The following is a 24,880-nucleotide window of genomic DNA, read 5'->3' as shown; positions in this document are numbered from 1 at the left end:
GCGACCAGCCACAACCCACCCGCAGCCGCCACACAACACACGCCCCCGAGCTACTGGGCGTTGGGCCGCTCCCCTTCCCGAGCCGCCCTCTCCATCTCCCGCACCCGCTCCAACAACGGCATCGGATCCACCCCCACCGACCCCGGCAAAACCTCCGCGATCCCCTCCACGGTCCAACCGCCGGAGGCAAACACCGCCCGCAACTCCCTCGGCTGCGCCCACACCGCGATCTTCGCCCCGGCGACGGTGTAGACCTGCCCCGTGATCCCCTCCCGGGCCGCCGCGTCGGACAGCAGATACACCACCAGCGCGGCGACATCCTCCGGCTCCCCGATCTCCGCCAGCTCCATCGGCACACCCGCCGACATCCGCGTCCGCGCGACCGGCGCCACCGCGTTCGCGGTCACCCCGTACTTGTGCAGCCCCAGCGCCGCACTCCGCACCAGCGAGATGATCCCGCCCTTCGCGGCGCTGTAGTTCGCCTGCGAGACCGACCCCTGGTGATTCCCGCTGGTGAACCCGATCAACGTCCCGGCCCGCTGCTTGCGCATCACCGCCGAGGCCGCCCGGAACACCGTGAACGTGCCCTTCAGATGGGTCGCGACGACCGGGTCCCACTCCTCCTCGGTCATGTTGAACAGCATCCGCTCGCGCAGGATCCCGGCCACACAGACCACCCCGTCGAGCCGCCCGTACGACGCCAGCGCCACGTCGACGACCCGCTGTCCGCCGGCCATGGTGGAGATGTCGTCGGCGACCGCCACCGCGGCCCCGCCCGCCGCCTCGATCTCCTTGACCACGGCCTCGGCGATCTCGCTGGTGGGCGAGGCACCGTCGACCGAGACGCCGTAGTCGTTGACGACGACCTTCGCCCCCTCGGCCGCCGCCGCGAGCGCGACCGCCCGGCCGATGCCCCGACCGGCGCCGGTGACGGCGACGACCTTCCCTGCCAAGAAGTTCCCCACGCCCGGCCCCTTCCCGTCCCACGGCTTCTGACGGACCGTTAGATTTCAGGTTCCCGAATTCTACGACCCGTCAGATATGGGAAGACAAGCCCCGGGGAGGACTCATGTCGCTGCCGGACGCGTTCCACGACATCGCCAAGCGCGTGAACAACTGGGGCCGTTGGGGGAACGACGACGAGCTCGGCACACTGAACCTGATCACCGACGAGGTCGTACGGGAGGCCGCGGCCACCGTCCGCAGCGGCCGCCGCGTCCCTCTCGCGCTGCCCCTCGAACAGAACGGCGTACAGACGGGGATGATCCCGGGCCGTATCGACCCGCTGCACGTCATGGTGCAGATCAACCAGGAGCTGTTCGGCCCGGGCACGGTCGCGTGCAGCGACGACGCCGTGACCATGGGGCTGCAGGCGGCCACCCACTGGGACGCGCTGCCCCATGTCTCGCACTCGGGCCGGATCTACAACGGCCGCCCGGCCGACTCCATCACGGCACACGGCGGCGCCGGGTTCAGCGGCATCGACAAGGTCCGGCACCTCGTCTCGCGCGGGGTCCTGCTCGACGTCGCCCGGGCCCGGGGCACGGACCGGCTCGACGGCGGGTACGCCGTCACGCCCGAGGACCTGGACGCCGCCGAGGAGCTGGCGGGTACGCGAGTACGGGCCGGCGACATCGTGCTCATACGGACCGGGCAGGTCCAGGTCTGCCTGGCCGGGGACCGGCACGCGTACGCCTTCCCGTCACCGGGGCTGTCGATCCGGACACCGGAGTGGTTCCACGCGCGCGATGTCGCGGCCGTCGCCAACGACACCCTGACCTTCGAGGTGTTCCCACCCGAGGTGGACGGCCTATGGCTGCCGGTGCACGCCCTCGACCTCGTGGAGATGGGGATGCCGCAGGGCCAGAACTGGAATCTCGAAAAGTTGTCCACAGCCTGTGGAGAAGCGGGGCGCTACGCCTTCCTGCTGACGGCGACGCCCGAGCCGTTCGCCGGGGCGACCGGGTCTCCGGTGGCGCCGGTCGCCGTCCTCTAGGGCACCGCCCCCCAGGGGCCGGCCGAGCAGGATGGCGGCGCCGCGCTGCTCGCCCCGAGCACGGCAGCGCGCGCCGCCACCCGACTCCGGCGCTCCCGCCCCGGCTCCCCTGGCCCTGAAGGGAGCCGACGCCGAATCACGACTCACACTCGCCGAGGGCTGTCGTCACCGATGCCCTCGCCGTCCCCTCACGGCGAATCGCTGCCCACCAGCGTGAGCAAACGGTCACGACGCGTCAACACCCGATTCGGTGATTTGTCGCTTATGCGGGATGTGCCACAGGCGCGCACGGAAGCACATCCCGGCGCATCACCGCATGCCCCGACGGAAGCGGCCGGCCGCCGTGCATCCACGCCCCGGCCTTCGCCGCAAGACCCCGCGGCATGTGCCGTCATCCACCACGCCTCGCGTTCCACGTGCCCGACGGGCACGGACAGGCAAGAACGGGCACGCCGAAGGGCCGGGCCGCGGCCCGTCTCGTCAGCCCTACACCGCCTCGTACGCCAGCCCCTCGAAGGACGTCCCGCCGCCGTACGCCGCCACGCCACCTCCGCACGACGCCGTGACCTCACCGGACTTCGCGCACCGGTCCAGCTCGCACCAGATGCGCTTGCCGGTGCTCTCGACGCTCCAGCCCCAGCGGTCGGCGAGGCCGTCGACGAGGGCGAGACCCCGGCCGCCGGTCGCGTCGTCGTCAGCGCACCGGGGCACGGGGGCCCGGCCGCTGCGGTCGGCGACCTCGAGACGGACCGTGGCCTCGTCCGTCACCGCGTGCGGCAGTGACAGCAGCAGTACCGCGGGGCGGCCGGTGTGCACCACGGCGTTGGTGACGAGCTCGGAGACCAGCAGGATCAGCGTCTCGGCGAGCGGTTCATCGGCCTGTATGCCGGACCCGGCCAGGCGGGAGCGGGCCCACCGCCTGGCACGCCCCACCTCTGCGGGGTCGGGCCGGATCTCCAGCTGCACTTGAAGCACCTGCACCGCTCACACCATCCGAACCGGCGGACACTTAGGCTCGCGCCTCACGAGGGCCACGATCGTAGCCATTTTCTGCATGGCCAGAACAACGGCCGGGACAAGGATCACGGAACGTGAATCCCTTGTGGGACAGCATGGTTGACGTACAGTCACCCCAACAAGCGCTTCGGGCATATTCCAGCGCGAAGGAGTACCCCTGCGGGATACTGTGCGACGCTCGCCGCGGGGAGTCGAACAGGCGGCGAAGCGGGGCCGCACTGCGGGGCAAGCAGCGGCGCGCATCGTCGGATCCGCAGTCGTCCCGGGGGCGACTGCGGCGCGGCGCGTGTTCAGGACCACTCGCATCTCACACAAGGTACCGGAGCGGACCGCCGACTCCGGGCTGTTACGAGTCACGCATCGGATACGACCCGGTATCAACTCTCCGTAATTCCGGCATGCCACAATCCGCGACATCTCTGCGGGCATCGTCGGCAATGTCGCAGCCAGACGGCCTGTCAGGCCGTTCCGGACGCCAGATCGGCCGCGAGGAGTTCCTCACTCTCCGTGACTCCTCCCGCACGTTGGGTTCGAACCCATGCACGTTTCAGATGCAGATGGACCTCGGACTCCCAGGTGAAGCCCATGCCGCCGTGCACCTGGAGACAGTCGCGGGCGCCGCGTACGGCGGCCTCGTCGGCGAGCAGACGGGCGGCGGCGATGTCGGCCGGGTCGGCGGTGACGGCGGCCGCGTAGACCGCGGCGCGGGCCGTCTCCGCCCGGACCAGCATCCCCGCGCACAGGTGCGCCACCGCCTGGAAGGCCCCTATGGGCCGTCCGAACTGTTCGCGGGCCCGGGCGTGTTGCGCCGCCAGCTCGCAGACGCGGTTCGCCGTGCCGAGCTGCTCGGCGGCGGTGAGGAGGACGGCGACGGGGTCCGGGGCGGTCGCCGCGCCCCCGGGCACTCGGTGCAGCGGCGTCAGCGGGTCCAGGGAGCGCAGCGGCACGGCTCCGGCCGTGTCGCCGCGTACGACGTCGGCCTCCGCCAGCCACTCCGCGAGGCCGCCGCCGACGGTCGTCACGACGGTCTCGCCCGTGGCCGCGCCCGGTACGGCACCGGCCGCGAGGTGGGTGGCGGCCAGCGGCCCGGGCAGCAGCGCCCGTCCCGCCTCCTCGAACACCAACACCGCCTCGGGGAGCCCCAGTCCGACCCCGCCGTCCGCCTCCGGCAGCCGCAACGCGAAGAACCCGGCGTCGCCCAGGGCCCGCCACAGCGCCCGGTCCAGGCGCGCCGGGCCCCGGGCGGCGGCCCGTAGCGCCTCCGTGTCGAAGCGCCGGGCCAGCAGCTGCCGCACCCCGTCGCGCAACGCCCGCTGGTCGTCCGTCAACCGGAAACGCACGGTCACCGTCCCTTCGGCAGGCCGAGGATCCGCTCGGCGACGATGTTGTGCTGGATCTGCGAGGTACCGGCCGCGATGGTGTACGAGAGGGACGAGAGGCGGTCGAGGGTCCAGGGCCGGTCCAGGTCGAGGCAGTCGGGCCCCAGTACATCGGCCGCGGCGTCGTAGAGCTCCTGGCGGGCGTGCGAGTACCGGAGCTTGAAGACCGAGCCTCCGGTCCCGGGCACCCCGCCCGAGATCTCCGCCGCGCTCACGTTCCACTGCGTGAGCCGCCACAGGGCCCGGAACTCGGCGTTGAGCCTGCCCAGCCGGCGCCGGAGCACCGGGTCGTCCCAGCGGCCGTTCTTGCGGGCCTCGACGGCCAGTTCGGCCAGGACGCGGCGGCAGGCGACGACCTCGCCGGCGAAGGCCGTGCCGCGTTCGAAGGACAGCGTCACCATGGTCACGCGCCAGCCGTCGTTCTCGTCCCCGACCCGGTTCGCGAGCGGCACCCGCACCTCGTCGAGGAAGACCTCGGCGAACTCGGCCGACCCGGCCGGCGTGCGCAGCGGCCGTACGGTGATGCCGGGGGCGTCCATGGGCATGGCGAGCCAGGTGATGCCCCGGTGCCTGGGCGCCGCGGGGTCCGTGCGGACCAACAGTTCGCACCAGTCGGCGACTTCCGCGTGGGAGGTCCAGATCTTGGAGCCGGTCACCACGTAGTGGTCGCCGTCGCGCCACGCGCGGGTGCGCAGGGCCGCGAGGTCGGAGCCGGCCTCCGGTTCGCTGAAGCCCTGGCACCAGACGTCCTCGCCGCGCAGGATCGGCGGCAGCCAGCGCGCCCGCTGCTCGTCCGTGCCCTCGGCGGCGATGGTCGGCCCGGCGTGCAGCAGCCCCACGAAGTTGGCCCCCACATAGGGCGCGCCGGCCCTCTCGGTCTCCTCCAGGAAGATCAGCCGGGTGGTCGGGGAGGCGTCCCAGTGGACGTCGGCGTATCCGGCGTCGTGGAGCCTGCGCTGCCAGCCGAGGTCGTAGGCCCGCCGCCCCGGCCAGTCGTCGGGCGACGGCTTGGGCGGGAGGCCGGGGAGCGTCCGCGCGAGCCACTCCCGCAACCGGGCCCGGAAGTCCTCCTCCTCGGGCGTGTACGACAGGTCCATCAGCGGTCGAGGTCCAGGTCGAGCATGCGGATGGCGTTGCCGCGCATCAGCTTGTAGACGGTCTCGTCGTCGAGGCCCTTGACGTGGTCGAGGGCGACTTCCTTGGTGTGCGGGAAGGTCGAGTCGACGTGCGGGTAGTCGGTCTCGAAGGTGGCGTTGTCGCGGCCGACGACGTCGAGCGAGGCCACGCCGTGCTTGTCGCGGAAGAAGCAGCAGAAGATCTGCCGGTAGTAGTAGGTGGACGGCGGCTCCGGGATCGTGTCCCTCACCCCGCCCCAGGCGCGGTGCTCCTCCCAGACGTCGTCGGCGCGCTCCAGGGCGTAGGGGACCCAGCCCATCTGGCCCTCGGAGTAGGCGAGTTTGAGGCGCGGGAACCTCACCAGCACCCCGCTGAAGAGGAAGTCCATCATCGAGGCCATCGCGTTGTTGAAGCTGAGCGAGGCCTGGACGGCGGGCGGCGCGTCCGGGGAGGCGGCGGGCATCTGGGACGAGGACCCGATGTGCATGTTGACGACCGTCCCGGTCTCCTGGCAGACCGCGAAGAACGGGTCCCAGTAGCCGGAGTGGATGGACGGCAGCCCGAGGTGCGTGGGGATCTCGGAGAAGGTCACCGCCCGTACCCCGCGCTCGGCGTTGCGCCGGATCTCCGCGACCGCCAGCCCGACGTCCCACAGCGGGATCAGGCAGAGCGGGATGAGCCGCCCGCCGCTGTCCCCGCACCACTCCTGGACCATCCAGTCGTTGTAGGCGCGCACACAGGCCAGGGCGACCTCCTTGTCGTGCGCCTCGGCGAAGGTCTGGCCGCAGAAGCGGGGGAAGGACGGGAAGCAGAGGGACGCCTCGACATGGTTGAGGTCCATGTCCTCCAGGCGGGCCTTCGGGTCCCAGCAGCCGCGCCGCATCTCCTCCCGGGTGATGCCCTCCAGGGTCATCTCGTCCCGGTCGAAGCCGACGGCGGCGATGTTGCGCTTGTACGGGAACTTCAGGTCCTCGTAGATCCACCAGTCGGTGGGCGGGCCGTCCGGGTCCATCGTGATCCGGTACTTGCCGCCGACGTAGGCGAGTTCACCGATGCCGGCGGTCAGGGGCCTGGGCCCGCGGTCGCGGTACTTGGCCGGCAGCCACGTCTCGAAGAGGTGGGCGGGCTCGATCACGTGGTCGTCGACGCTGATGATGCGGGGCAGTTCGGTCGCCATGGGGTCCCCTCCGCCGGACGGTACTTATCTGATACACCGTCAGATAGCATCCCACCTGACGACCCGTCAGCCAAGGAGTCAAGGGGGCAGCCGTGAACGACACCCCGCACGCCCTGAGTTCGTCCCGCACGCTGTGGGAGCTGGTCGCCCGCCGTGCCGCCCTCACCCCGGACCGGCCGCTCTTCCTGGAAGGCGACCGCAGGCTCACGTTCGGCGCTCTGCGCACCCGGGCCGAGCGGGTCGCGGCCGGGCTGTACGGCATGGGCGTCCGCCCCGGCACGGTGGTCGCCTGGCAGCTGCCCACCCGGATCGAGACGGCCCTGCTGTCCTTCGCGCTGGCCCGCCTCGGCGCCGTGCAGACCCCGGTCATCCCCTTCTACCGGGACCGCGAGGTGGGCTTCGCGCTGCGCGAGTCGAGGGCGGAGTTCTTCGCGGTGCCGGGCGAGTGGCGCGGCTTCGACCACGCGGAGATGGCGCGGCGGCTGGGCGCGAAGGGCGTCTTCGAGGCGTACGGCGACCTGCCCGACGGGGACCCCTCCGTACTGCCTCCCCCGCCCGCCGACGGCACCGCGGTCCGCTGGATCTACTGGACGTCCGGCACGACCTCCGACCCCAAGGGCGTGCTGCACACGGACCGTTCCCTGATCGCGGGCGGCTCCTGCCTCGCGCACGCCCTGCGGCCCACCGGGGACGACGTGGGGTCGATCGCCTTCCCGTACGCCCATATCGGCGGGCCCGACTACACGGTCATGCTGCTGCTGTACGGCTTCCCCGCCGTCCTCTTCGAGCAGTTCGCGCTGCCGGACGCGCTGGAGTCCTACCGCCGGCACGGGGTGACCATGGCGGGCGGGTCCACGGCGTTCTACTCGATGTTCCTGGCGGAGCAGCGGAAGCGGCCGGGGGCTCCGGTGGTCCCGACGCTACGGCTCCTCGCGGGCGGCGGTGCGCCGAAGCCGCCCGAGCTGTACCACGCCGTGGTGCGCGAGATGGGCGTGCAGCTCACCCACGGCTACGGCATGACCGAGGTGCCGATGATCACCATGGGCGCGCCGGACGACACCCCGGAGCTGCTGGCGACGACCGAGGGACGGCCGCCGGAGGGCATGGAGATCCGGATCGTGGACGGGGAGGTGCGGTTGCGCGGAGAGGCGGTGTGCCAGGGGTATCTGGACCCCGGGCAGACGGCGGAGGCCTTCGACCCGGACGGCTTCCTGCGCACCGGCGACCTCGGGCATGTGACGGAGACCGGGCACCTGGTCCTCACCGGCCGGCTCAAGGACGTGATCATCCGCAAGGGCGAGAACATCTCGGCCCAGGAGATCGAGGACCTTCTGCACCGGCATCCGGCGGTCGGGGACGTGGCGGTGATCGGCCTGCCGGACGCGGCGCGCGGCGAGCTGGTGTGCGCGGTGGTGGAACAGCCGCCGGGCGCCGAGCCCTTGACCCTGGCGACGGCGACCGCCCACCTGCGCGCCGAGGGACTCTCCGTCCACAAGCTGCCGGAACGGCTCGAGGTCGTGGACGCCCTTCCGCGGGGCGAGACCCTGCGGAAGGTGCTCAAGTACAAGCTGCGCGAGCGCTACTCGGGCGAATAGACCTATTCGGGCACCGTGAAGTAGCGGGCGAAGGCCGGTACGACCTCGGCCTCGCCGACCTTGCCGTCCTCGTCCGCGTCGAGCGCGCCGGCGGCCGTGCGGGCGACGTCCTCGGGGGCGCCCAGGCACCTGAGGACGCGGGACACCTCCTCGATCGTCGCCGCGCCGTCACCGTCCGTGTCGGCGATGTCCAGTGCCGCGTGCAGGAAGGGGCGGGCGATCTCGGCGAACCGGTCGGGGTTGTCGCGCAGGCGCTTGAGCGCGCCGTTGACGAACTCCTCGCGCGTGATGCGCTGGTCGCCGTCGCGGTCCGCGATGCCCGCCATGCCCTGCCAGAACGCCTCCGCGCCGCCGTACAGCGCCTGTCCCTTGTCGGACCGGGCCGCTACGGCGAACTCCGCGAGCAGCGCCTTGGCCGCCCCGTAGAAGTCCTCGCGGTCGATGTAGCCGTTGCCGTCCTGGTCGAAGGTGGCGAACCGGGCGGCGATCCTGCGCTCGTACTCGCTGCTGACCATGTCTCTTTCAGGCCGCCTTACGTCAGGTGGGGTGCGTCTCGCTCGGAGCGTACGACGGAGGGGGCCGTTCGGGCGCGGGAAAACGTCACTTGCGCCAAGACCGGGGGAATTCCGGGACAACAGCGTGTCAGAACGGCAACACTCGCCCTACCGTGCGTCATCGGCCCGTCACGCGGACAGGGGTTCGCCCTCGTCACCCAGGGCGGCGTCCACATCGCCGTACACGTCGAACAGCCTGCGAACACCCAGCGCGCCGAGGACCCGGTTGACATGGGACCCGTCGGCCGCGCCCCGGGCGGGCAGCACCAGCCGCAGCCGGCCCTGGCAGGAGCGGATCAGACGGCGCGCGGCGATCAGCACGCCGACGCCGCTGGAATCGCAGAAGAACACATCGGACAGGTCGAGGACAAGACAGTGATGCCCCTCGGCCACTACGTCGTGCACACGCTGACGCAGCACCGGCGAGGTCACCAGATCCAGTTCGCCCGACACCTGGAGCACGGCCCATTCGCCCTGCTCGCCGCCGGTCACTTTGAAGGTCACCACACGCCCTTCGATCGCCAAAACGGAAGCAGTGCCTACGCTTCCTTGCAGCGCGGCTGCCCAGCGGCCGTTCCCTGAAACACAACCCGAAAAACGGATCCCCCGCGAATCAGGCTTGTTTTAGTCGGCTTCGATCCTGTTCGATCCTGTTCAGTCAGGTCTGATCGGACGGCGGAGGGGTAGACGCCTCTACCACCTGGGGCCGGTCAGGGGGCGCACATTGCCACAAAGGGGCGTGCGCTACCGGACGTGCCGACTACATTCGAGGAGAGATCAGGCACACGCTGGACAGGGCACGGGCGCGGGAGACGAGCAGGGGGTGAGGGGGCCGCATGGCGAAAAAGGACGTACCGCCCCGCTGGGACCGCAAGATGCAGCAGCGGCTCGCCCGCGGGGAGGCCGCCGCCCTCGGTGAGCTCTACGACCGGTTCGCCTCCCTCGTGCACGGCCTCGCCCACCGCGTCCTCGGCGACGAACGCGCCGCCGACGGCATCACCCGCGAGGTCTTCGCCCACGTCTGGGAACACCCGGACGCCTACGACCCCAGACAGGGCCCGCTGCGCACCTGGGTCGCCACGCTGACCCACCGCCTGGCCGTGCAGCGCCTGCGCGCCACCGAGACCGCCGCCCTCGCCCGCGACGGCTCCGGCACCGCGGAGGAACTGGAGCACCGGGTGCGCCGCGCCTCGGTCGCCGCCCGCGCCGACTACATCGTCCAGTCCATGCCGGTCCCGCTGCGCTCGGCCCTGGAGCGGGCCTACTTCCAGCGCCGCGACTACCGCCAGACCGCCACCGACCTCGACATCACCGAGGACGAGGCCCGCCGCCGGCTGCGCCTGGGCCTCCAGCTCCTGTCCACCGCCCACGAGACCGAGCCACCCGGCGCACCGCCCGGAGACGGGGGTGCGGTGTGAGCGGCTCGGAGATCCCCTCGGGCCCGGGCGAGCCGGACGGGCCCGAGTACGACGAAGGACAGGAGCCGGGGAAACCGCCGCGCATCCCCATGCCCCGGGCCTCCGTCGAGGACAGCGGGCAGCCGCTGCCCGCACTGGAGGACCTCGGTGACACCGCACCCCCTCCCGTACGGCCCGTGCTGGAGCACCCCGTGCTGAAGGCCCTGCTCGGCGCCTGGGCGCTGGCCGCCTGCTCGGCCGAGGAGGCCGTGGCCGTCGAGGAGCACCTCGGCGAGTGCGGGCAGTGCGCCGACGAGGCGCGGCGGCTGCGCGAGGCGGTCGGGCTGCTGCAACGGCCCGAGAGCCTCGACCTGGACCCGTCGCTGCGCACCCGGGTCCTGGAGACCTGCCTGGAGCGGCGCCCGCCACGCATCCCGGTGCCGGACTGGGCCGCCGCGTACGACGCCGAGACCGCGCGCCTGGACGCCCTGCTCCAGGACTTCGGCGACGCAGAGTGGCACGCGCCGGTACGGCTGCGCTGGTTCCGGGCCGACGAGTCGACGAGCCGCCGTACGACCGTCGCCGGGGTCATCGCGCATCTGCTCAGCGTCGACGGTCTGGTCGCCCTCGCGCTGGGCCTGGACGACCCGCTGGGCGACGTCACGTCCCGGCACCCGACTCCGGCGGCCCGCACCGAGGCGTACTGGCGTGCCTCCCACTTCCCGCCCACCCGGGCCGTGCGGGCGCCCTGGCGGGAACAGAGCCACAACCTCGTCCGCACGGTGTCCTTCACGGGCGGCGGCGCCGGGAAGATGCCGGTGCCGTACGGCGACTTCACCCTGCCCCTGCACGACGCGATGCTCGACCGGGCCTTCGAGTGCTGGGTGCACGCCGAGGACATCGCGGACGCGGTCGACTACCCCTACGACCCGCCCTCGCCGCGCCATCTGCACCGCATGATCGACCTGGCGGCCCGCATGCTGCCGACGGCCCTGGCGCACCGCCGCCGCGCCGGCCTCGCGGCACCCGCACACCACCGCCACCTCGTGGCGGCCGGCGAACCGGGCCGCAGCCTCCGCCTGGAGATCGAGGGCCACGGCGGCGGCGAGTGGCTGATCCCCCTCGACTCCCCCGCGGCCAAGGGCTCCGCGGAACACGAGGTGGCCCACGTAGCCCTGGACGGCGTCGAATTCTGTCGCCTGGCAGCAGGCCACGTCCCCCCACAGGAAGCGGCAGCGGGCCAGGTAGGAGACAGAGAAGCAATCAGAGACGTTCTGTTCGCAGCAGCATCGCTGAGCAGGATGTAGAACTCACAGCAGGAACACGCCCCCAGGGGCGCGGGGAACTGCGCGAACAACCACAAACCACCCGCACCCGCCCCCAAACGGGACACCCCGAGCTCTCAGGCGAAAATCACAGTCCGCCGCCCATTGAGCAGAATCCGCCGCTCCGCATGCCACTTCACAGCCCGCGCCAACGCCTGGCACTCCACATCACGCCCGATGGCAACAAGCCCCTCCGGCGTCACGTCATGCCCCACCCGCTCAACTTCCTGCTCAATGATCGGCCCTTCATCAAGATCAGCCGTCACATAATGAGCAGTCGCCCCGATCAGCTTCACACCCCGGGCGTGAGCCTGGTGATACGGCTTCGCCCCCTTGAAGCTCGGCAGGAACGAGTGGTGGATATTGATGATCCGCCCGGACAGCGCCTTGCACAGATCGTCCGACAACACCTGCATGTACCGGGCGAGAACGACCAGCTCGACACCCTCCTCACGCACGATGTCGAGCAGCCGCCCCTCCGCCTCGGCCTTCGTGTCCTTCGTCACCGGAATGTGGTGGAAGGGAATGTCGTACGAGCCCACCAGCTCGGCGAAGTCCGTGTGGTTGGACACCACCCCGGCGATCTCCACCGGCAGCGCCCCGGTCCGGGCACGGAACAGCAGGTCGTTCAGGCAGTGCCCGAACTTGCTGACCATCAGCAGGATGCGCATCTTCTGGTCGCCCCGGTTGATCTGCCACTCCATCTGGAAGGAGTCGCCGATCGCCGCGAAGCTGGCCCGCAGCTTCTCCACGGACACCGGCGCGTCCGCCGAGAAGTGGACGCGCATGAAGAACAGTCCCGTGTCGTGGTCGCCGAACTGCTGGCTGTCCTCGATGTTGCAGCCGGTCATGAACAGATAGCTCGACACGGCGTGCACGATGCCCTTCCTGTCCGGGCAGGAAAGGGTGAGGACGTACTGGTCCGGCGGAGTCGGGGCGGTGGTGGACTGCTCGTTCATGCAGGACAGGTTCCCACAGGCGGCCGCACCGCCCGCAATCGTCCCGCTAGGCGGACCTGGTCATCATCCGCAGCACCTCCAGGCTGCGCGGCGGCGTGTCCGGCTCCTCGCCGTCGCTCGCGGCGAGCCGCACATGCGCGTCCCGGGCCGCCTGGATCGCCTCGGGCCACGCCTGGTTCTCGAGGTACGCGGCGACCGGGGCGTCCGGCCCGACCTGGTGCATGATCCGCAGCACCCGCAGCACGGCGGAGTCCACGAGGGCCGCCTCCTGCGAGTCACGGAAGATCGTGCCGACGTACTTCTCGGCGGACCAGTGATCCAGCCAGGTGTCCTCGACCAACCGGTACACCGCGTCGGTCACGTCGCCGTAGCCGTCCACGCCGGCCAGCCAGACGTCCCGCTGGAACCCGGGATCGGAGAGCATGTGCAGCGCCGAGCGCACGTTGCTGCGCCAGCGCCACCACGGCATGTCGTTGACAGGCATGCCGCCCATGGTGGAGGAGCGACGGCCACGACGGGAAGAGTTCTCCGAAGCTTGCACGGTCATCGATCGTACGTTCCCCTCCACATCGGTCACACAGACCCCCGTAATTCACCTGCGCGTCACCCATTGTTGAGCCGAGATCACTCCCGGGTTGGTCATGTGGCGGAATCGTGCGGAACCATGACCGGCAGGCGACGCACCCGCAGCACATTCCTCCCCGGCCACCTCACCCGTCACGCCAGAAAAGGCGTCCTCTCCGCGGGCGCGGCGGTCGCGAGCGCGTCGTTCCTCGCCGGCTGCGGGGTCGTGCCCGGCACCACGGGGGATGCCGGGGACGATCCGATCACCGTCATGACCTGGGCGCCGCAGGACACCAAGGCCACCAACAAGCCCGGAATGCCCGCCTTCGCCCACGCCTACGCCCGCTGGATCAACGCCAAGGGCGGGATCAACGGCCGCAAGCTCAACGTGCTGACCTGCAACGACCACAACGACAGCGTGGCCGCCGCCAAGTGCGCCCGGCGGGCCGCCAAGGAGAACGTGGTCGCGGTCGTAGGATCCTACAGCCAGTACGCCGACTCCTTCTTCCCGTCCCTGGAGGGCGCGGGCATCCCGTACATAGGCGGCTACGGCATCACCAACGCCGAGTTCACCAGCCCCCTGTCCTACCCCGTCAACGGCGGCCAGCCCGCGCTGCTCGCCGGTCTCGGCAGATCCCTCGCCGGCTGCGGGCCGGTCGCCCTGGTGCGGCCCGACACCATCGCGGGCGACCAGCTGCCGCCGCTGCTCGACTCCGGCCTGAAGGCGGGCGGGCACCGGGCCGCGCGGGACCAGCGGGCGGCCGAGGACGCCACCGAGTACGACGGCCAGGCCGAGCGGGCGCTGGAGACGACGACCTCCGTCCCCGGGACCGAGGGGTGTGTGGTGCCCGCGCTCGGGGACCGCAACGGCACCTTCATGGACTCCTTCCGGCGGTCCCGCGAGGACTATCCCGACGTACGGACGGCCACCGTGCTCGGCAGCGTCGACCAGACCGTGATCGACGCGACCGGCGGGGCCTCGGGGCCGTACGAGGGCTCGTACATCACCGGCTGGTACCCCGTGGAGAGCGATGCCCGCTGGAACGGGATGAAGCAGGTGATCAAGGAGGAGGCCTTCGGCGACAACCGCATCGACGCCGCGGACGCCGGAGTGCAGACCACCTGGATCGCCTACACCGTCTTCAAGAAGATCGTCGAGTCGCTCGGCGACGGCGAGGTGAGCGCCGACACGGTGACGGAGGCCCTCGACAACGGCCTCAGGATCGACACCGGCGGGCTCACGCCAACGCTGCGGTGGCAGTTCCAGGACAAGCTCGCCGCCGTCGGCTTCCCGCGCCTGGTCAATGCGAACGTGACCCTTCAGGTGGTGCGGGAGGGGCGGCTGGTGTCGGCGCGGAAGGGCTTCGTCGACACGACGAAGACGCTGCAGGACGCCGACGTGAACTACTGAGCCCCGCTCAGCGGTTCACGCCCGGATCGCTCACGTCCCCTCACCTCACAGCTGTGTCGGCTGGCGCTCGGTCAGGCCGTACGTCTTGGCTATCGCGTTCCACAGCCCGGCCGCCTTGGTCTTCTCGGCGCTCGCGACGCCGCTGGCGCGGTTGCCGGCCTGGGTCTGGCCGGTGGCACGGGCCTGGCCCTTCCTGCAGCCCTTCTTGCCCGCGGTCTGGTCGGCCCAGGCCGCGTAGTGGTTGTCGGCCGACGCCGAGGCCTGCCACGCCTTGGTGAGGGCGGTGGTCAGCGCGGCGTGGTCGGGCAGTTGGTCGACCGTGATGCCGGAGAGCCGGGTGACCAGCTCGGTGCGCTGCTTGGCCGCGTCGCGCAGGTTCTTGGCCGCCTGGGGCAGGTTGTCGCAGCGCTTGACGTCGGCGACGGAGGTGATCACGGTGGTGCGGCTGTCGCCGCTGTCGGCGAGCAGCTTGTCCAGCTCGACCGCCTGGGCCCGGGCCGGGTCGGCGGAGGGCGAGGCGGAGTCGTCCGTCGCGGGCGCCGAGGCGGCCACGGTCTTGTTGTTGTCGCCGCCGTCGTCCTCACCGCCTCCGGCGGCGAGCAGCGCGCCGGCGCCGACGCCGAGGACGGCGATCCCGATGCCGACGGCCGCGATCACCGGCACGCGCGAGCCGGTGCGGCCGCCACGGCCGCCCCGTCCGCCGCCGGAGTGGCCGGGCGAGGCGTAGGAGGGCTGGGGGGCGCTGTGCGGGGAGTGCGGCTGGGGCTGCGGCTGCTCGATGCGGGGCATCTGCTGCGTGGCCCCGGCCGGGCTCTCGGCGCCCCGGTCGCTGCGGAAGAGGTTGTCGAACTCGGCGGGCGGCTGCTTGTCCCCGCCGGGCACCGGCGCGATGTACTGCGTCGCCTCGGCGTCCGGATTCGAGGCGGGCGGCAACGGCCCGGCTCCGGCCCGGGGAGCGGTCCCCAGGAACGTGGTCGCCTCGGGGTCGTGACCGGTCGGCGTCTCGGGCGGCAGCGCACCCGGGCCCACCGGGGGTATGTACTGCGTCGCTCCCTCGTCGGCGGCCGCGGCGACGGGCGGCAGGTACTGGGTCGCGCCCTCGTCGACGGGCGCGGGCAGGGGTCCGCCTCCGGCGCCCTGGGACGAGGAGGGAGACCCGTACCCGTCCGTCGCGGGCGGCAGCGGGGCGCCTCCGGCGGGAGCGCCGTAGGCACCGGCGGCCGACTGCGGCGAACCGCCCGCGGCAGCGAACCCGTACACATCGGAGCCCGCGGGCAGCCCGCCCCCGGCCGAAGACCCGTACCCGTCCGTCGCCTGCGCCGGCAGCCCGCCCCCGGCAAGAGACCCGTACCCGTCCGTCGCCTGCGGCAGCGGGCCTCCGCCGGCGGGGGCGCCGTAGCCGTCCGTCGCCTGGGGCAGCGGGGCACCGGCAGGCCCGGCCCCGTGTCCGCCGGCACCCGTTTGCGGCAGCGGGCCGCCACCGGCCGGGGAGCCGTACCCGCCGGCGGTCTGCGAAGGCGAACCGCCCGCGGCGGCGGATCCGTACGGGTCGGAGCCCGACGGCTGCCCGCCCCCGGCGGGGGAGCCGTATCCGTCCGTGGCCGGCGGCAGCGGCGTGCCGTAGGGGCCGGGGGCCGGGGGCAGTTGGGAGGCGTCGGGCTGAGTGCCGTAGCCGGCGTACGGGTTGGGGGGCTGGGTGCCCTCCTGGGGGAGCGCGCCCGGCGCGGGGTGCTGCGCGTCCCACGCCGGAGGCTCCGGGGTGGTCCACTGCTGAGACTGCTGAGACTGCTGGGACGGCGGGGACTGCCAGCTGTTGTCCTGCGGCGGGGGCGGGGTCTGCTGGTCGGGGCCCCACGGCTGGCCCCAGGTCTGGCCCCCGGCGGGGGCCGAGGCCGAGGTCTGGCCGCTCGGGGCGGGGCCGGGCCGGTGGCCCGCCGGGATGTCACCGGGTCCGCCCGTCATCCCCGGCAGCAGGGGTTCGCCACCGTCGGAGGGCAGCACGATGCCTTCGCGCGCTTGGCGCGCCGAGGGCTCCTCGCCCTGTCCACTCTGCGTCACCGGGACTCCTACTTATGGGGGACCTTGTGAATCGTCGGGTCACGCTACCGGGTCCCCAGAGCCCCGTGCCACGCAGCACAGGGCCCGGCCTCGAGCCCTGTGAGCGCGGTAACACAACCGGATCACGGCACGCTGTTCATGTCACCTCCTGCGCGCGCGGCGGCCGTTTCCCACACGTTCACGCATCCGCAGACCCTGTGTTCACGCCGCCGCCTGCAGGTCCAGCCTCGCCCCGAACTCCCTGACCACCGCCTCGTCCCGGTACGGCTCCAGCCGCTGCTGGAAGTCCTCCAGATACTCGGCGCCCCGGTTGGACCGCAGCCCCTCCAGCAGTTCCACGGCCTTCATGCCCGTGCTGCACGCCTCTTCGACCTCGCGCTGCTGCACCTGTGCCGTGGCCAACAGCACATAACCGATGGCCCTGCGGCGCGCCCGCGTCTCGGGATGCCCGGCCAGCGACTCCTGCGCGCACCGCGCCGCCGCGTCGGCCTGCCCAAGGTCCCGGTGGCAGTGGGCCAACTCGTCGGCGAGATAGGCCTCGTCGAAGTGCGCGATCCACACCGGGTCGTCCCCGGCGGCCGGGTCGGCCGCCTCCAGGGCGTTCACCGCGCGCCCGGCCGCCGACTGAGTGGCGCGCACATCGCCCATCAGGGCGTGCCCGCGCGCCTCCGCCGCGTAGAACATCGACTCCGCGCGCGGTGACACGCGCCCCCGCGCCCCCTCCTGCGCCGCCCTCGCCAACTGCGCGATCTCCCGCGGGTTCCCGAGCTGCGCGGCGAGATGGCTCATGGAGGCGGCCAGCACATAGCCGCCGTAGCCGCGGTCCCCGGCCGCCTGGGCCAGCCGCAGCGCCTGGATGTAGTAGCGCTGCGCCAGACCGGGCTGCCCGGTGTCCACGGCCATGTATCCGGCGAGCTCCGTCAGCCGGGCCACCGCGGCGAACAGGTCCCGCCCCACCGCCTCCCGGTACGACCCCGCCAGCAGCCCCGAGACCACGCTGTTGAGGTAGTGCACGACGACCGGGCGCACATGCCCGCTGCCGTACTGGTGGTCGAGATCCACCAGCGCCTGCGTCATGGCGAGGACCGCCTGTACGTCGGACTGCCCCACACGCGGTCCGGCCGAGCGCGACACCTGGCCGTCCGGTGCGGAGATCAGCCAGTCACGGCTTGGCTCGACCAGCGCGGACGCGGCGACGGAGGAGCCGGACAGGAAGTCCCGCCGCCCCACGTCGCTGCGCCACAGCTCGCAGACCTGCTCGATGGCCCCCAGTACCGTCGGCGAGAACTGGAGACCCACGCCCGAGGCGAGGTTCTTGCCGTTGGCCATGCCGATCTCGTCGATCGTGACCGTACGGCCGAGTTTGCGGCCCAGTGCCTCGGCGATGATCGCCGGGGCCCGGCCCCGCGGCTGCTGCCCGCGCAGCCAGCGCGCCACCGACGTCTTGTCGTAGCGCAGGTCGAGACCGTGCTCGGCACCGCACATGTTGACCCGGCGGGCGAGGCCGGCGTTGGAGCATCCGGCTTCCTGGATGAGCGCCTGGAGCCGTTCGTTCGGCTGCCGAGCGACGAGCGGCCTTGCGGCCATGGCGTACCCCCTGTGGCTGCGGTGCCTGCCCACGCACCGAGTTGACGTGTCTTCCGCGGCCGAACCCCTCACGTCCCAGCGAAAAGATCCGGCCGTGAAGATCAATGCCCCGCCGACCAGGCGAAAATGCGAGGCATGTGAGGAATGCCGGGGTAACGGCTGCTGCCGGCCCCACTCGTGGCTACCCAGCTCCGGCCACGGATCCTCCTGCGCGCCCCCGCACATGCACCCATGCGCCCCGAGGACGGGGGCGGTGCGCTTCCCCGCGCACACGGGCGGGCGTAACCCCTGGTGACGACCAGAGTTGTGTTCATCGTGGAAGAGACGATCGCCGGCACCGAAGCCGCTCAGATCCCGAAGCAGCGCGGGGAATCGCTGCTGGAGACCGCTGTCCGCTACGCCGAGGAGCGCCACTGGGACGTGTTCCCCGGGACCTGGCTGGAAGCGGTCGAAGGAAATCAGCAGTGCTCCTGCGGTGACGCCGCGTGTCCGGCACCCGGATCGCACCCGGCGCGCCCGGACTGGGCGACTCAGGCGACGGGCAGTGCGACCGTGGCGCGACGGATGTGGCAGAAGCAGCCGACGGCGTCGATCCTGCTGCCGACGGGGCGGACGTTCGACGCGATCTCCGTGCCGGAGACGGCCGGGTTCCTCGCGCTCGCGCGGATGGAGCGGATGGAGCTGACGCTGGGTCCGGTGACGCTCACGCCGGATCGGCGGATGGAGTTCTTCGTGCTGCCGGGGGCCGGTGTGAAGGTGCCCGATCTGGTGCGCAAGCTGGGGTGGTCGGTGTCGTCGCTGGATCTGACCGTGCTGGGCGAGGGTGCGTATGTGGCTGCGCCGCCTACGCGGTTCGGGTCCCGGGGGGCCGTGCAGTGGGCCTGCCGGCCGACTCCGGCGAATCGGTGGTTGCCGGATGCGGAGGAGTTGATCTCGCCGTTGGCCTATGCGTGCGGTCGGGATCGGTAGCGCCTGATCGTCTGCGTGGTTGCCGTTGATCGGCGGCTGCGGGCCGGTTGTGGTTGATCGCGCCCACGCGGCGGAGCCGCAAATCAGCAGGGCCCCGCGCCCCTGAAAGACGCCACCGTAGGGTTCTCCGTGACGGAGGGAGACGCGGTGGGATCCAGCGCTGTACGGGTGCAGGGGCTCTGGAAGCGGTTCGGGCAGCAGGTCGCTGTTGCCGGGGTCGATCTTGAGTTGCCCGCGGGCAAGTTCATCGGGCTCGTCGGGCCGAACGGGGCCGGGAAGACCACCACCTTGTCGATGGTGACCGGGCTGCTCAGGCCCGATCACGGGACCGTCGAGGTGGTCGGGCACGACGTGTGGCGCGACCCCGTCGAGGTGAAGGCCCGGATCGGGGTGCTGCCCGAAGGGCTGCGGCTGTTCGAGCGGCTGTCGGGGCGGGAACTGCTGGCGTACAGCGGGCGGTTGCGCGGGCTGCCCGGTGCCGAGGTCGACAAGCGGGTCACACAGCTCCTCGACGTTCTTGATCTGGCCGGGTCCCAGCACAAGCTCGTCGTCGACTACTCGACCGGCATGCGCAAGAAGATCGGGCTCGCCGCCGCCCTCCTCCACAATCCCGAAGTGCTGTTCCTGGACGAGCCGTTCGAGGGCGTCGACCCCGTCTCCGCCCAGACGATCAGGGGCGTGCTGGAGCGGTACACCGCCTCGGGCGCCACGGTCGTGTTCTCTTCCCACGTCATGGAGCTCGTCGAGTCGCTGTGCGACTGGGTGGCCGTCATGGCCGCCGGGCGGATCCGGGCCACCGGGACCCTCGCCGAGGTGCGCGGTGACGCGCCCTCGCTGCAGCAGGCGTTCCTCCAACTCGTCGGGGCGCAGAGCCGGGACGCCGGGTCCGACCTCGACTGGCTGGGCGGCGGGGCCCGGTGAGTGCGCCCGCCCTCACCCCCGTCGTCGTACGGCTGAAGCTGTCGCTGCTGCGCAACGGGCTGCGGCAGTCCGGCGGGCGCAAGGCCGCCTACATCGCGTCGGCCGTCCTCGCCCTGCTCTTCGCCGCGCTGCAACTGCTCGGCCTGATCGCCCTGCGCGGGCATGCGCACGTCGAGTCCCTGGTCGTGCTGGCCGTGGCCGTACTGGGCCTCGGCTGGGCGGTGATGCCGCTGTTCTTCCCCAGCGGTGACGAGACACTGGACCCGACCCGGCTGGTGATGCTGCCGCTGCGGCCCCGGCCGCTGGTGCGGGCGCTGCTCACGGCGTCGCTGGTCGGCATCGGGCCGCTGTTCACGCTGTGCCTGCTGGTCGGTTCCGTGATCGCGGTCGCGCGGGGCGGGGCGGCGTTCGCGGTGGGCGTCGTCGCGGTCGCCCTGGCGCTGCTGGTGTGCGTGGCGTTCGCGCGGGCCGTCGCCGCCGCCAACGTACGACTGCTGACCAGCCGCAAGGGCCGTGACCTCGCGGTGCTGAGCGGGCTCGTCATCGCCGTCGGGGCGCAGGTCGTCAACTTCGGCGCGCAACGGCTCGGTTCGGCAGGGCTCGGCGAGCTGGACCCGGTCGCGGAGGTGCTCCAGTGGGTGCCGCCGGCGTCGGCGCTCGGCGCCGTGCACGCGGTGAGCGAGGGGTCGTACGGTCTCGCCGCCGTCCAACTGGCGCTGACCGCCGGTGCGCTGGTGGTGCTGCTCGCGGTGTGGTCCCGGCATCTGACGCGGCTGATGACCTCGCCCGACGGATCCACGCTGCCCACCGCCGAGTCGGCCGCCCGCGAGCGGTCCTCGACCGGGCTCGGGCGGCTGCTGCCCTCCGGCCGCACCGGCACGGTCATGGAGCGCAGCCTGCGCTATGTGTGGCGCGACCCCAAGACCAAGGCCGCCTGGGTGACCTCGCTGGCCATCGGGCTGATCGTGCCGGTGTTCAACGCCTGGCAGGGCACCGGGTCGGTGTACTTCGCGTGCTTCGCCGCCGGGATGCTCGGCATCCAGATGTACAACCAGTTCGGGCAGGACACCTCCGCGTTCTGGATGGTGGCCATGACGATCTCCTCGCGCCGGGACGCCTACGTCGAGCTGCGCGCCCGGGCGCTGGCCCTGCTGCTGATCACCCTGCCGTACGCCACGCTCGTCACCGTGGTGACGACCGCGATGCTCGGCGACTGGCGGCGGCTGCCCGAGGCGCTGGGGCTGTCCTTCGCGCTGCTCGGCGCGATGCTCGCGACCGGGGCGTGGACGTCCGCCCGCTTCCCCTACTCCATCCCGCAGGAGGGCTACAAGAACGTCGCCCCCGGGCAGACCGGGCTCGCCTGGATCTCCATCTTCGGCGGGATGATCGCCGCCGCCGTGCTGTGCGCGCCCGTCATCGCGCTCACGATCTGGCTGAACGTGAGCGCCGGGGGCGACGACTGGACGTGGCTGCTGCTGCCGGCGGGCACGGTCTACGGGGCCGCGATCACGGCGGTGGGGCTGCGGCTGGCGGCTCCGCAGACGGCCCGGCGGCTGCCGGAGATCCTGGTGGCGGTCAGCAAGGGGTGAGCTGTCCGGCCCGTTCGGGATGACCTGTCCGTCTCAGTTCGCGCTGAGGGCGTCCAGGAACGGCTCGATCGCCGCGCGCCAGGCCTCCGGCTGGTCGTAGTGCACCAGGTGGCCGGCGTCGGCGACCTCCGCGTACTGGCCGCGGGGCAGCACGCGGACCATCTCCTGGGCCTCGGCGCGGCCCAGCTCGCCGTCGAGGCCTCGCACGACCAGGGCTGGGCACCGGACCTGGGTCAGCTCCTCCCAGTGCGCGTCGTACACCCAGGTCTCGCGGGAACGGAGCATCTGTTCCGGTTCGAAGACGGGGCGCCAGCCGTCCGGGGACTCGGCCATCACCTCGGCGTAGAACGCGCCGCGGGCCGGGTTGGGCCGCTCCACCCAGGGGTCGTCCTCGCCGAACCACTTGCGGACGTCGGCGAGCGTGGCGAAGGGCAGCGGCCAGGACCGGAACCACTGGTCCCACTCGCGCTGCGAGGCCGCGCCGAGCGCGGAGGCCCGCATATCGCAGATGATCAGCCCACGGACCAGGTCCGGGCGCTTGGCGGCGAGCTGCCAGGCGGTCAGGGCGCCCATGGCGTGGCCGATGAGGACGACCGGGTCGAGCCCGAGCTGTTCCAGAGCGGCCTCGACGTCGTCGACGTAGGCGTCACGGGAGAAGGCTCCCTGCGGGGGCTTCTCGCTGCGGCCGTGGCCGCGCTGGTCGAGAGCGACGGCGCGGTACCGGCCGGAGAGCCAGCGGGCGGTGGACGCCCAGTGCGAGGCGCGGCCCATGAGGCCGTGCAGTAACAGCACACCCGGGGAGCCGTTCGGCGCGGTCCCCGCGCCGGGCGTGCGCTGCGGGTCGAGCGAGCGCCGCGGGTCATGCGGGTGCTGCGGGTCATGCGGGTTCTGGGAGTCGTGCGGGTCGTGCGCCGGGTCGGTCTTGGGCGGGTCTCCGAACTCCCAGGCCGCGAGGCGTACGCCGCCCGTCCCGGTCACGTCGATGCGTCGCGCCATGTCCTGGCACCCCCCAAGCTTCGCGCGGACCGTGGTCGTCTCCGGCCGTTCGGTCCTGTGAACCGTGTTCTGCCTGCTGCGCCTTGTTGCTGTGCCGTGCTGTGCCGTGCGTCACCCGCACACTATCGAATGCCCATTCGAGAATGCCGTTCTCGCGGGCAACACCCCTCGTTCGAGTGACCATCCTCAGGGATTGATAGCCGCTGCCGAGGGGAGATCTTCAGCGGGAGGCGGACCGCTCGGGGAAACCGGTCCGAGGGGAATGACCCTGAGAGCTCGGGGCTCCGGGTCAGCACAGGGGAGGACAGGCCCCGGCGCCACAAGGCGCCGGGGCCCTCCACATCTCCACGGCACATCCTCCCGCCCCCTCCCCGGCCGGGCGACATCGCTGTCGAGCCACGGCCAAGAGCCCTCAGGTCATATGCCTCACGCGACAGCGTCGCACGGGAAGCGGACGAGCGCTGCCATTCCACGGACTGAATCCCGGATACGGCGGGATCACGCCAACACCACCGGCGCGGCCGCCCCGGCCGGGCTCAGGGCTTGGCGACGAACACGTGGGAGGCGACCTCCGACTCCAGTTCGGCAGCCTCGCCCCCGCTGCCCACCAGCACACCGCCCGCCGACTCGGTCACACTGACCACCGAGCCGGGCTGCACGCCCGCCCGCCGCAGCGTGTACATCAGCTGCGCGTCCGTCTGGATCGGCTCGCCGATCCGGCGCACCACGACCGTCTTGCCCTCGGCGCCCGGGTCCAGAGTGGCCAGCGACACCATCCCCTCGTCCAGGAACGGGTCGGCGCCGTCCTTCTCGCCGAGCTCCTCCAGACCCGGGATCGGATTGCCGTACGGCGACTCCGTCGGGTGCCGCAGCAGCTCCAGCACACGGCGCTCCACGGCCTCGCTCATCACGTGCTCCCAGCGGCACGCCTCGGCGTGGACCTGCTCCCACTCCAGCCCGATCACGTCGACGAGCAGACACTCGGCGAGCCGGTGCTTGCGCATCACACGCGTGGCGAGACGGCGGCCCTCGTCGGTGAGCTCCAGGTGCCGGTCGCTGGCGACGGACACCAGACCGTCGCGCTCCATCCGCGCCACGGTCTGGCTGACGGTCGGCCCGCTCTGGTCCAGCCGCTCGGCGATACGGGCGCGCATGGGGACCACACCCTCTTCCTCCAGCTCGAGGATGGTGCGGAGATACATCTCCGTGGTGTCGATCAGTCCGGACATACGTGCCCCTCGATGAGATCTGCCGGAGGCTGGACGGCTCACCGGCGCGTGCGCTGGCCCTGCACCCAATTCTGCCGGATACCACCGACAACCGTGCCGCCGGAGGGAAACCAGGGGATTGCGGGGCCCGGCGGAAGGGTACGGAGTTCCCCTTCACGGGCCCCGGAGCCCCGCCGAGCACCCTTGCCCCGGCCGCCACGACCGTATTGACACCACACTGGTCCAGACCGCACCGTGATGCGCGACACACGCCCACCGAGGCCATCCTGAAGGGACCCCGTATGAGCGACCGCGCGCCGGCCGGCCAGTTCCTCGACGCCGCGATCGACCTGCTGCGGCGGGTCCGCGACGAGGAGGCCGACAGCGTCACGGCCGCCGGCACGCTCCTCGCCGACACCGTCGAGAGCGGAGGCCGCCTCTTCGCCTTCGGCGCCGGGCACTCCTCCCTCGCCGCCCAGGACCTCGTCTACCGCGCCGGCGGCCTCGCCCTCATGAACCTGCTCGCCGTGCCGGGCGTCGTCGGCGTCGACGTCAGGCCCGCACCGCTCGGCTCCGCCCTGGAACGCGTCGACGGCCTCGCGAGCGCCGTCCTGGACAGCTCCCCGCTGCGCGCGGGCGACGCCCTGCTGATCATCTCCCTGTCGGGACGCAACGCCCTCCCCGTGGAAATGGCCATGCACGCCCAAGCCCGGGGCGTACGGGTCATCGGCGTCACCTCCGTCGCCTACGCCACCGAGACCAGGTCCAGGCACAGCTCCGGGACGTACCTGAAGGACCACTGCGACCTCGTCCTCGACTCGAAGATCGCGGTCGGCGACGCCGAACTCACCCTCGACAACGTCCCGGCCCCCTTCGCCCCCGCCTCCACCGTCGTCACCTCGGCCCTCCTCCAGGCCGTCATGGCCACCACGGCCGCCACCCTCGCCGACCGCGGCCTGGAACCCCCGCTCCTGCGCTCCGGGAACGTCGACGGCGGGCACGACTGGAACGGCCGCGTCATGGAGCAGTACCGGGACCGGATCTTCTACCGGCACTGAGACG

The 24,880-nt window shown here is 71.9% G+C and carries 22 protein-coding genes; 9 read left to right on the top strand and 13 right to left on the bottom strand.

Annotation, left to right across the window (positions count from 1 at the left end):
• Positions 1–50 precede the first annotated feature (50 nt).
• On the bottom strand, positions 51–965 hold the full coding sequence (locus ACFT32_RS29415) for an SDR family oxidoreductase (RefSeq protein WP_382495307.1): 915 nt from the start codon (positions 963–965) through the stop codon (positions 51–53).
• Positions 966–1,069: 104 nt separating this feature from the next.
• Here ACFT32_RS29415 and ACFT32_RS29410 point away from each other — a divergent pair, with 104 nt between their 5' ends.
• Positions 1,070–1,996 (top strand): cyclase family protein, encoded by a 927-nt coding sequence (locus tag ACFT32_RS29410; protein WP_382495305.1) that lies wholly within the window; start codon positions 1,070–1,072, stop codon positions 1,994–1,996.
• Positions 1,997–2,482: 486 nt separating this feature from the next.
• On the opposite strand, the gene ACFT32_RS29405 is transcribed toward ACFT32_RS29410, so the two are convergent.
• The 4 genes from ACFT32_RS29405 to ACFT32_RS29390 all read right to left on the bottom strand — a co-directional run bounded on the left by ACFT32_RS29405 (position 2,483) and on the right by ACFT32_RS29390 (position 6,685).
• Positions 2,483–2,962: an ATP-binding protein gene (locus ACFT32_RS29405; RefSeq protein WP_382495917.1), complete on the bottom strand. Its 480-nt coding sequence runs from the start codon at positions 2,960–2,962 to the stop codon at positions 2,483–2,485.
• 509 nt (positions 2,963–3,471) lie between these two features.
• Positions 3,472–4,353: an acyl-CoA dehydrogenase family protein gene (locus ACFT32_RS29400; protein ID WP_382495303.1), complete on the bottom strand. Its 882-nt coding sequence runs from the start codon at positions 4,351–4,353 to the stop codon at positions 3,472–3,474.
• A gap of 2 nt (positions 4,354–4,355) precedes the next feature.
• Positions 4,356–5,489, bottom strand: a complete 1,134-nt coding sequence (locus ACFT32_RS29395; protein WP_382495302.1) for an acyl-CoA dehydrogenase — start codon at positions 5,487–5,489, stop codon at positions 4,356–4,358.
• Entirely contained in the window at positions 5,489–6,685 is a 1,197-nt protein-coding gene (locus ACFT32_RS29390) for an amidohydrolase family protein (protein WP_382495300.1), read from the bottom strand. The genes ACFT32_RS29395 and ACFT32_RS29390 overlap by 1 nt, the downstream gene beginning before the upstream one ends.
• Before the next feature lie 92 nt (positions 6,686–6,777).
• Here ACFT32_RS29390 and ACFT32_RS29385 point away from each other — a divergent pair, with 92 nt between their 5' ends.
• Positions 6,778–8,280 carry a class I adenylate-forming enzyme family protein gene (locus tag ACFT32_RS29385; protein ID WP_382495298.1) on the top strand — a complete coding sequence of 501 codons (1,503 nt, stop codon included), beginning with the start codon at positions 6,778–6,780 and terminating at the stop codon, positions 8,278–8,280.
• 2 nt (positions 8,281–8,282) lie between these two features.
• Here ACFT32_RS29385 and ACFT32_RS29380 read toward each other — a convergent pair whose 3' ends face one another.
• Both ACFT32_RS29380 and ACFT32_RS29375 read right to left on the bottom strand, forming a co-directional pair.
• Positions 8,283–8,795, bottom strand: a complete 513-nt coding sequence (locus tag ACFT32_RS29380; RefSeq protein WP_382495296.1) for an EF-hand domain-containing protein — start codon at positions 8,793–8,795, stop codon at positions 8,283–8,285.
• A 168-nt stretch (positions 8,796–8,963) separates the two neighbouring features.
• The gene (locus tag ACFT32_RS29375; protein ID WP_030236368.1) at positions 8,964–9,338 is read right to left on the bottom strand and encodes an STAS domain-containing protein; all 375 of its coding nucleotides are present in this window, start codon (positions 9,336–9,338) and stop codon (positions 8,964–8,966) included.
• Positions 9,339–9,670: 332 nt separating this feature from the next.
• On the opposite strand from ACFT32_RS29375, the gene ACFT32_RS29370 reads away from it, so the two are divergent.
• Both ACFT32_RS29370 and ACFT32_RS29365 read left to right on the top strand, forming a co-directional pair.
• The gene (locus tag ACFT32_RS29370; protein ID WP_382495294.1) at positions 9,671–10,252 is read left to right on the top strand and encodes a sigma-70 family RNA polymerase sigma factor; all 582 of its coding nucleotides are present in this window, start codon (positions 9,671–9,673) and stop codon (positions 10,250–10,252) included.
• Positions 10,253–10,263: 11 nt separating this feature from the next.
• Positions 10,264–11,538: a maleylpyruvate isomerase N-terminal domain-containing protein gene (locus tag ACFT32_RS29365; RefSeq protein WP_382495915.1), complete on the top strand. Its 1,275-nt coding sequence runs from the start codon at positions 10,264–10,266 to the stop codon at positions 11,536–11,538.
• Positions 11,539–11,633: 95 nt separating this feature from the next.
• On the opposite strand, the gene purU is transcribed toward ACFT32_RS29365, so the two are convergent.
• Both purU and ACFT32_RS29355 read right to left on the bottom strand, forming a co-directional pair.
• On the bottom strand, positions 11,634–12,515 hold the full coding sequence (gene purU, locus ACFT32_RS29360; protein WP_382495293.1) for a formyltetrahydrofolate deformylase: 882 nt from the start codon (positions 12,513–12,515) through the stop codon (positions 11,634–11,636).
• 46 nt (positions 12,516–12,561) lie between these two features.
• The gene (locus tag ACFT32_RS29355) at positions 12,562–13,062 is read right to left on the bottom strand and encodes a hypothetical protein (protein WP_382495291.1); all 501 of its coding nucleotides are present in this window, start codon (positions 13,060–13,062) and stop codon (positions 12,562–12,564) included.
• A 117-nt stretch (positions 13,063–13,179) separates the two neighbouring features.
• On the opposite strand from ACFT32_RS29355, the gene ACFT32_RS29350 reads away from it, so the two are divergent.
• Positions 13,180–14,490 (top strand): ABC transporter substrate-binding protein, encoded by a 1,311-nt coding sequence (locus tag ACFT32_RS29350; protein ID WP_382495289.1) that lies wholly within the window; start codon positions 13,180–13,182, stop codon positions 14,488–14,490.
• Positions 14,491–14,535: 45 nt separating this feature from the next.
• Here the strand turns inward: ACFT32_RS29350 and ACFT32_RS29345 are convergent, their stop codons facing one another.
• A complete protein-coding gene (locus ACFT32_RS29345; RefSeq protein ID WP_382495287.1) occupies positions 14,536–16,548 on the bottom strand; it encodes a hypothetical protein in 2,013 nt (670 codons plus the stop codon).
• 201 nt (positions 16,549–16,749) lie between these two features.
• Entirely contained in the window at positions 16,750–18,135 is a 1,386-nt protein-coding gene (locus ACFT32_RS29340; RefSeq protein ID WP_382495285.1) for a transcriptional regulator, read from the bottom strand.
• Positions 18,136–18,441: 306 nt separating this feature from the next.
• Here ACFT32_RS29340 and ACFT32_RS29335 point away from each other — a divergent pair, with 306 nt between their 5' ends.
• The 3 genes from ACFT32_RS29335 (at position 18,442) to ACFT32_RS29325 (ending at position 21,614) form a co-directional block, all read left to right on the top strand.
• On the top strand, positions 18,442–19,104 hold the full coding sequence (locus ACFT32_RS29335) for a bifunctional DNA primase/polymerase (protein WP_382495283.1): 663 nt from the start codon (positions 18,442–18,444) through the stop codon (positions 19,102–19,104).
• A gap of 129 nt (positions 19,105–19,233) precedes the next feature.
• Complete coding sequence (locus ACFT32_RS29330) at positions 19,234–20,025, top strand: ABC transporter ATP-binding protein (protein WP_382495281.1); 792 nt, start codon at positions 19,234–19,236, stop codon at positions 20,023–20,025.
• Positions 20,022–21,614, top strand: coding sequence for a transporter (locus tag ACFT32_RS29325; protein WP_382495279.1), 1,593 nt, complete (start codon positions 20,022–20,024; stop codon positions 21,612–21,614). The genes ACFT32_RS29330 and ACFT32_RS29325 overlap by 4 nt, the downstream gene beginning before the upstream one ends.
• Positions 21,615–21,647: 33 nt before the next feature.
• On the opposite strand, the gene ACFT32_RS29320 is transcribed toward ACFT32_RS29325, so the two are convergent.
• On the bottom strand, positions 21,648–22,610 hold the full coding sequence (locus tag ACFT32_RS29320; RefSeq protein WP_382495277.1) for an alpha/beta fold hydrolase: 963 nt from the start codon (positions 22,608–22,610) through the stop codon (positions 21,648–21,650).
• 536 nt (positions 22,611–23,146) lie between these two features.
• On the bottom strand, positions 23,147–23,839 hold the full coding sequence (locus ACFT32_RS29315) for a metal-dependent transcriptional regulator (RefSeq protein WP_215120741.1): 693 nt from the start codon (positions 23,837–23,839) through the stop codon (positions 23,147–23,149).
• 281 nt (positions 23,840–24,120) lie between these two features.
• On the opposite strand from ACFT32_RS29315, the gene ACFT32_RS29310 reads away from it, so the two are divergent.
• Positions 24,121–24,876 carry an SIS domain-containing protein gene (locus ACFT32_RS29310; protein WP_382495275.1) on the top strand — a complete coding sequence of 252 codons (756 nt, stop codon included), beginning with the start codon at positions 24,121–24,123 and terminating at the stop codon, positions 24,874–24,876.
• Positions 24,877–24,880 lie beyond the last annotated feature (4 nt).

Source organism: Streptomyces sp. NPDC057002, assembly GCF_042673825.1.
Lineage (GTDB): Bacteria > Actinomycetota > Actinomycetes > Streptomycetales > Streptomycetaceae > Streptomyces.
This window is presented reverse-complemented; position numbering and strand designations above follow the sequence as displayed.

Excerpts from the sequence above, each read along its gene's own strand:
- ACFT32_RS29390 (WP_382495300.1), bottom strand. The coding sequence starts at position 6,685 with ATGGCGACCGAACTGCCCCGCATCATCAGCGTCGACGACCACGTGATC.
- ACFT32_RS29370 (WP_382495294.1), top strand. The coding sequence starts at position 9,671 with ATGGCGAAAAAGGACGTACCGCCCCGCTGGGACCGCAAGATGCAGCAG.
- ACFT32_RS29310 (WP_382495275.1), top strand. The coding sequence starts at position 24,121 with ATGAGCGACCGCGCGCCGGCCGGCCAGTTCCTCGACGCCGCGATCGAC.
- ACFT32_RS29355 (WP_382495291.1), bottom strand. The coding sequence starts at position 13,062 with ATGACCGTGCAAGCTTCGGAGAACTCTTCCCGTCGTGGCCGTCGCTCC.
- ACFT32_RS29395 (WP_382495302.1), bottom strand. The coding sequence starts at position 5,489 with ATGGACCTGTCGTACACGCCCGAGGAGGAGGACTTCCGGGCCCGGTTG.
- ACFT32_RS29350 (WP_382495289.1), top strand. The coding sequence starts at position 13,180 with ATGACCGGCAGGCGACGCACCCGCAGCACATTCCTCCCCGGCCACCTC.
- purU (WP_382495293.1), bottom strand. The coding sequence starts at position 12,515 with ATGAACGAGCAGTCCACCACCGCCCCGACTCCGCCGGACCAGTACGTC.
- ACFT32_RS29410 (WP_382495305.1), top strand. The coding sequence starts at position 1,070 with ATGTCGCTGCCGGACGCGTTCCACGACATCGCCAAGCGCGTGAACAAC.
- ACFT32_RS29315 (WP_215120741.1), bottom strand. The coding sequence starts at position 23,839 with ATGTCCGGACTGATCGACACCACGGAGATGTATCTCCGCACCATCCTC.
- ACFT32_RS29340 (WP_382495285.1), bottom strand. The coding sequence starts at position 18,135 with ATGGCCGCAAGGCCGCTCGTCGCTCGGCAGCCGAACGAACGGCTCCAG.
- ACFT32_RS29320 (WP_382495277.1), bottom strand. The coding sequence starts at position 22,610 with ATGGCGCGACGCATCGACGTGACCGGGACGGGCGGCGTACGCCTCGCG.
- ACFT32_RS29380 (WP_382495296.1), bottom strand. The coding sequence starts at position 8,795 with ATGGTCAGCAGCGAGTACGAGCGCAGGATCGCCGCCCGGTTCGCCACC.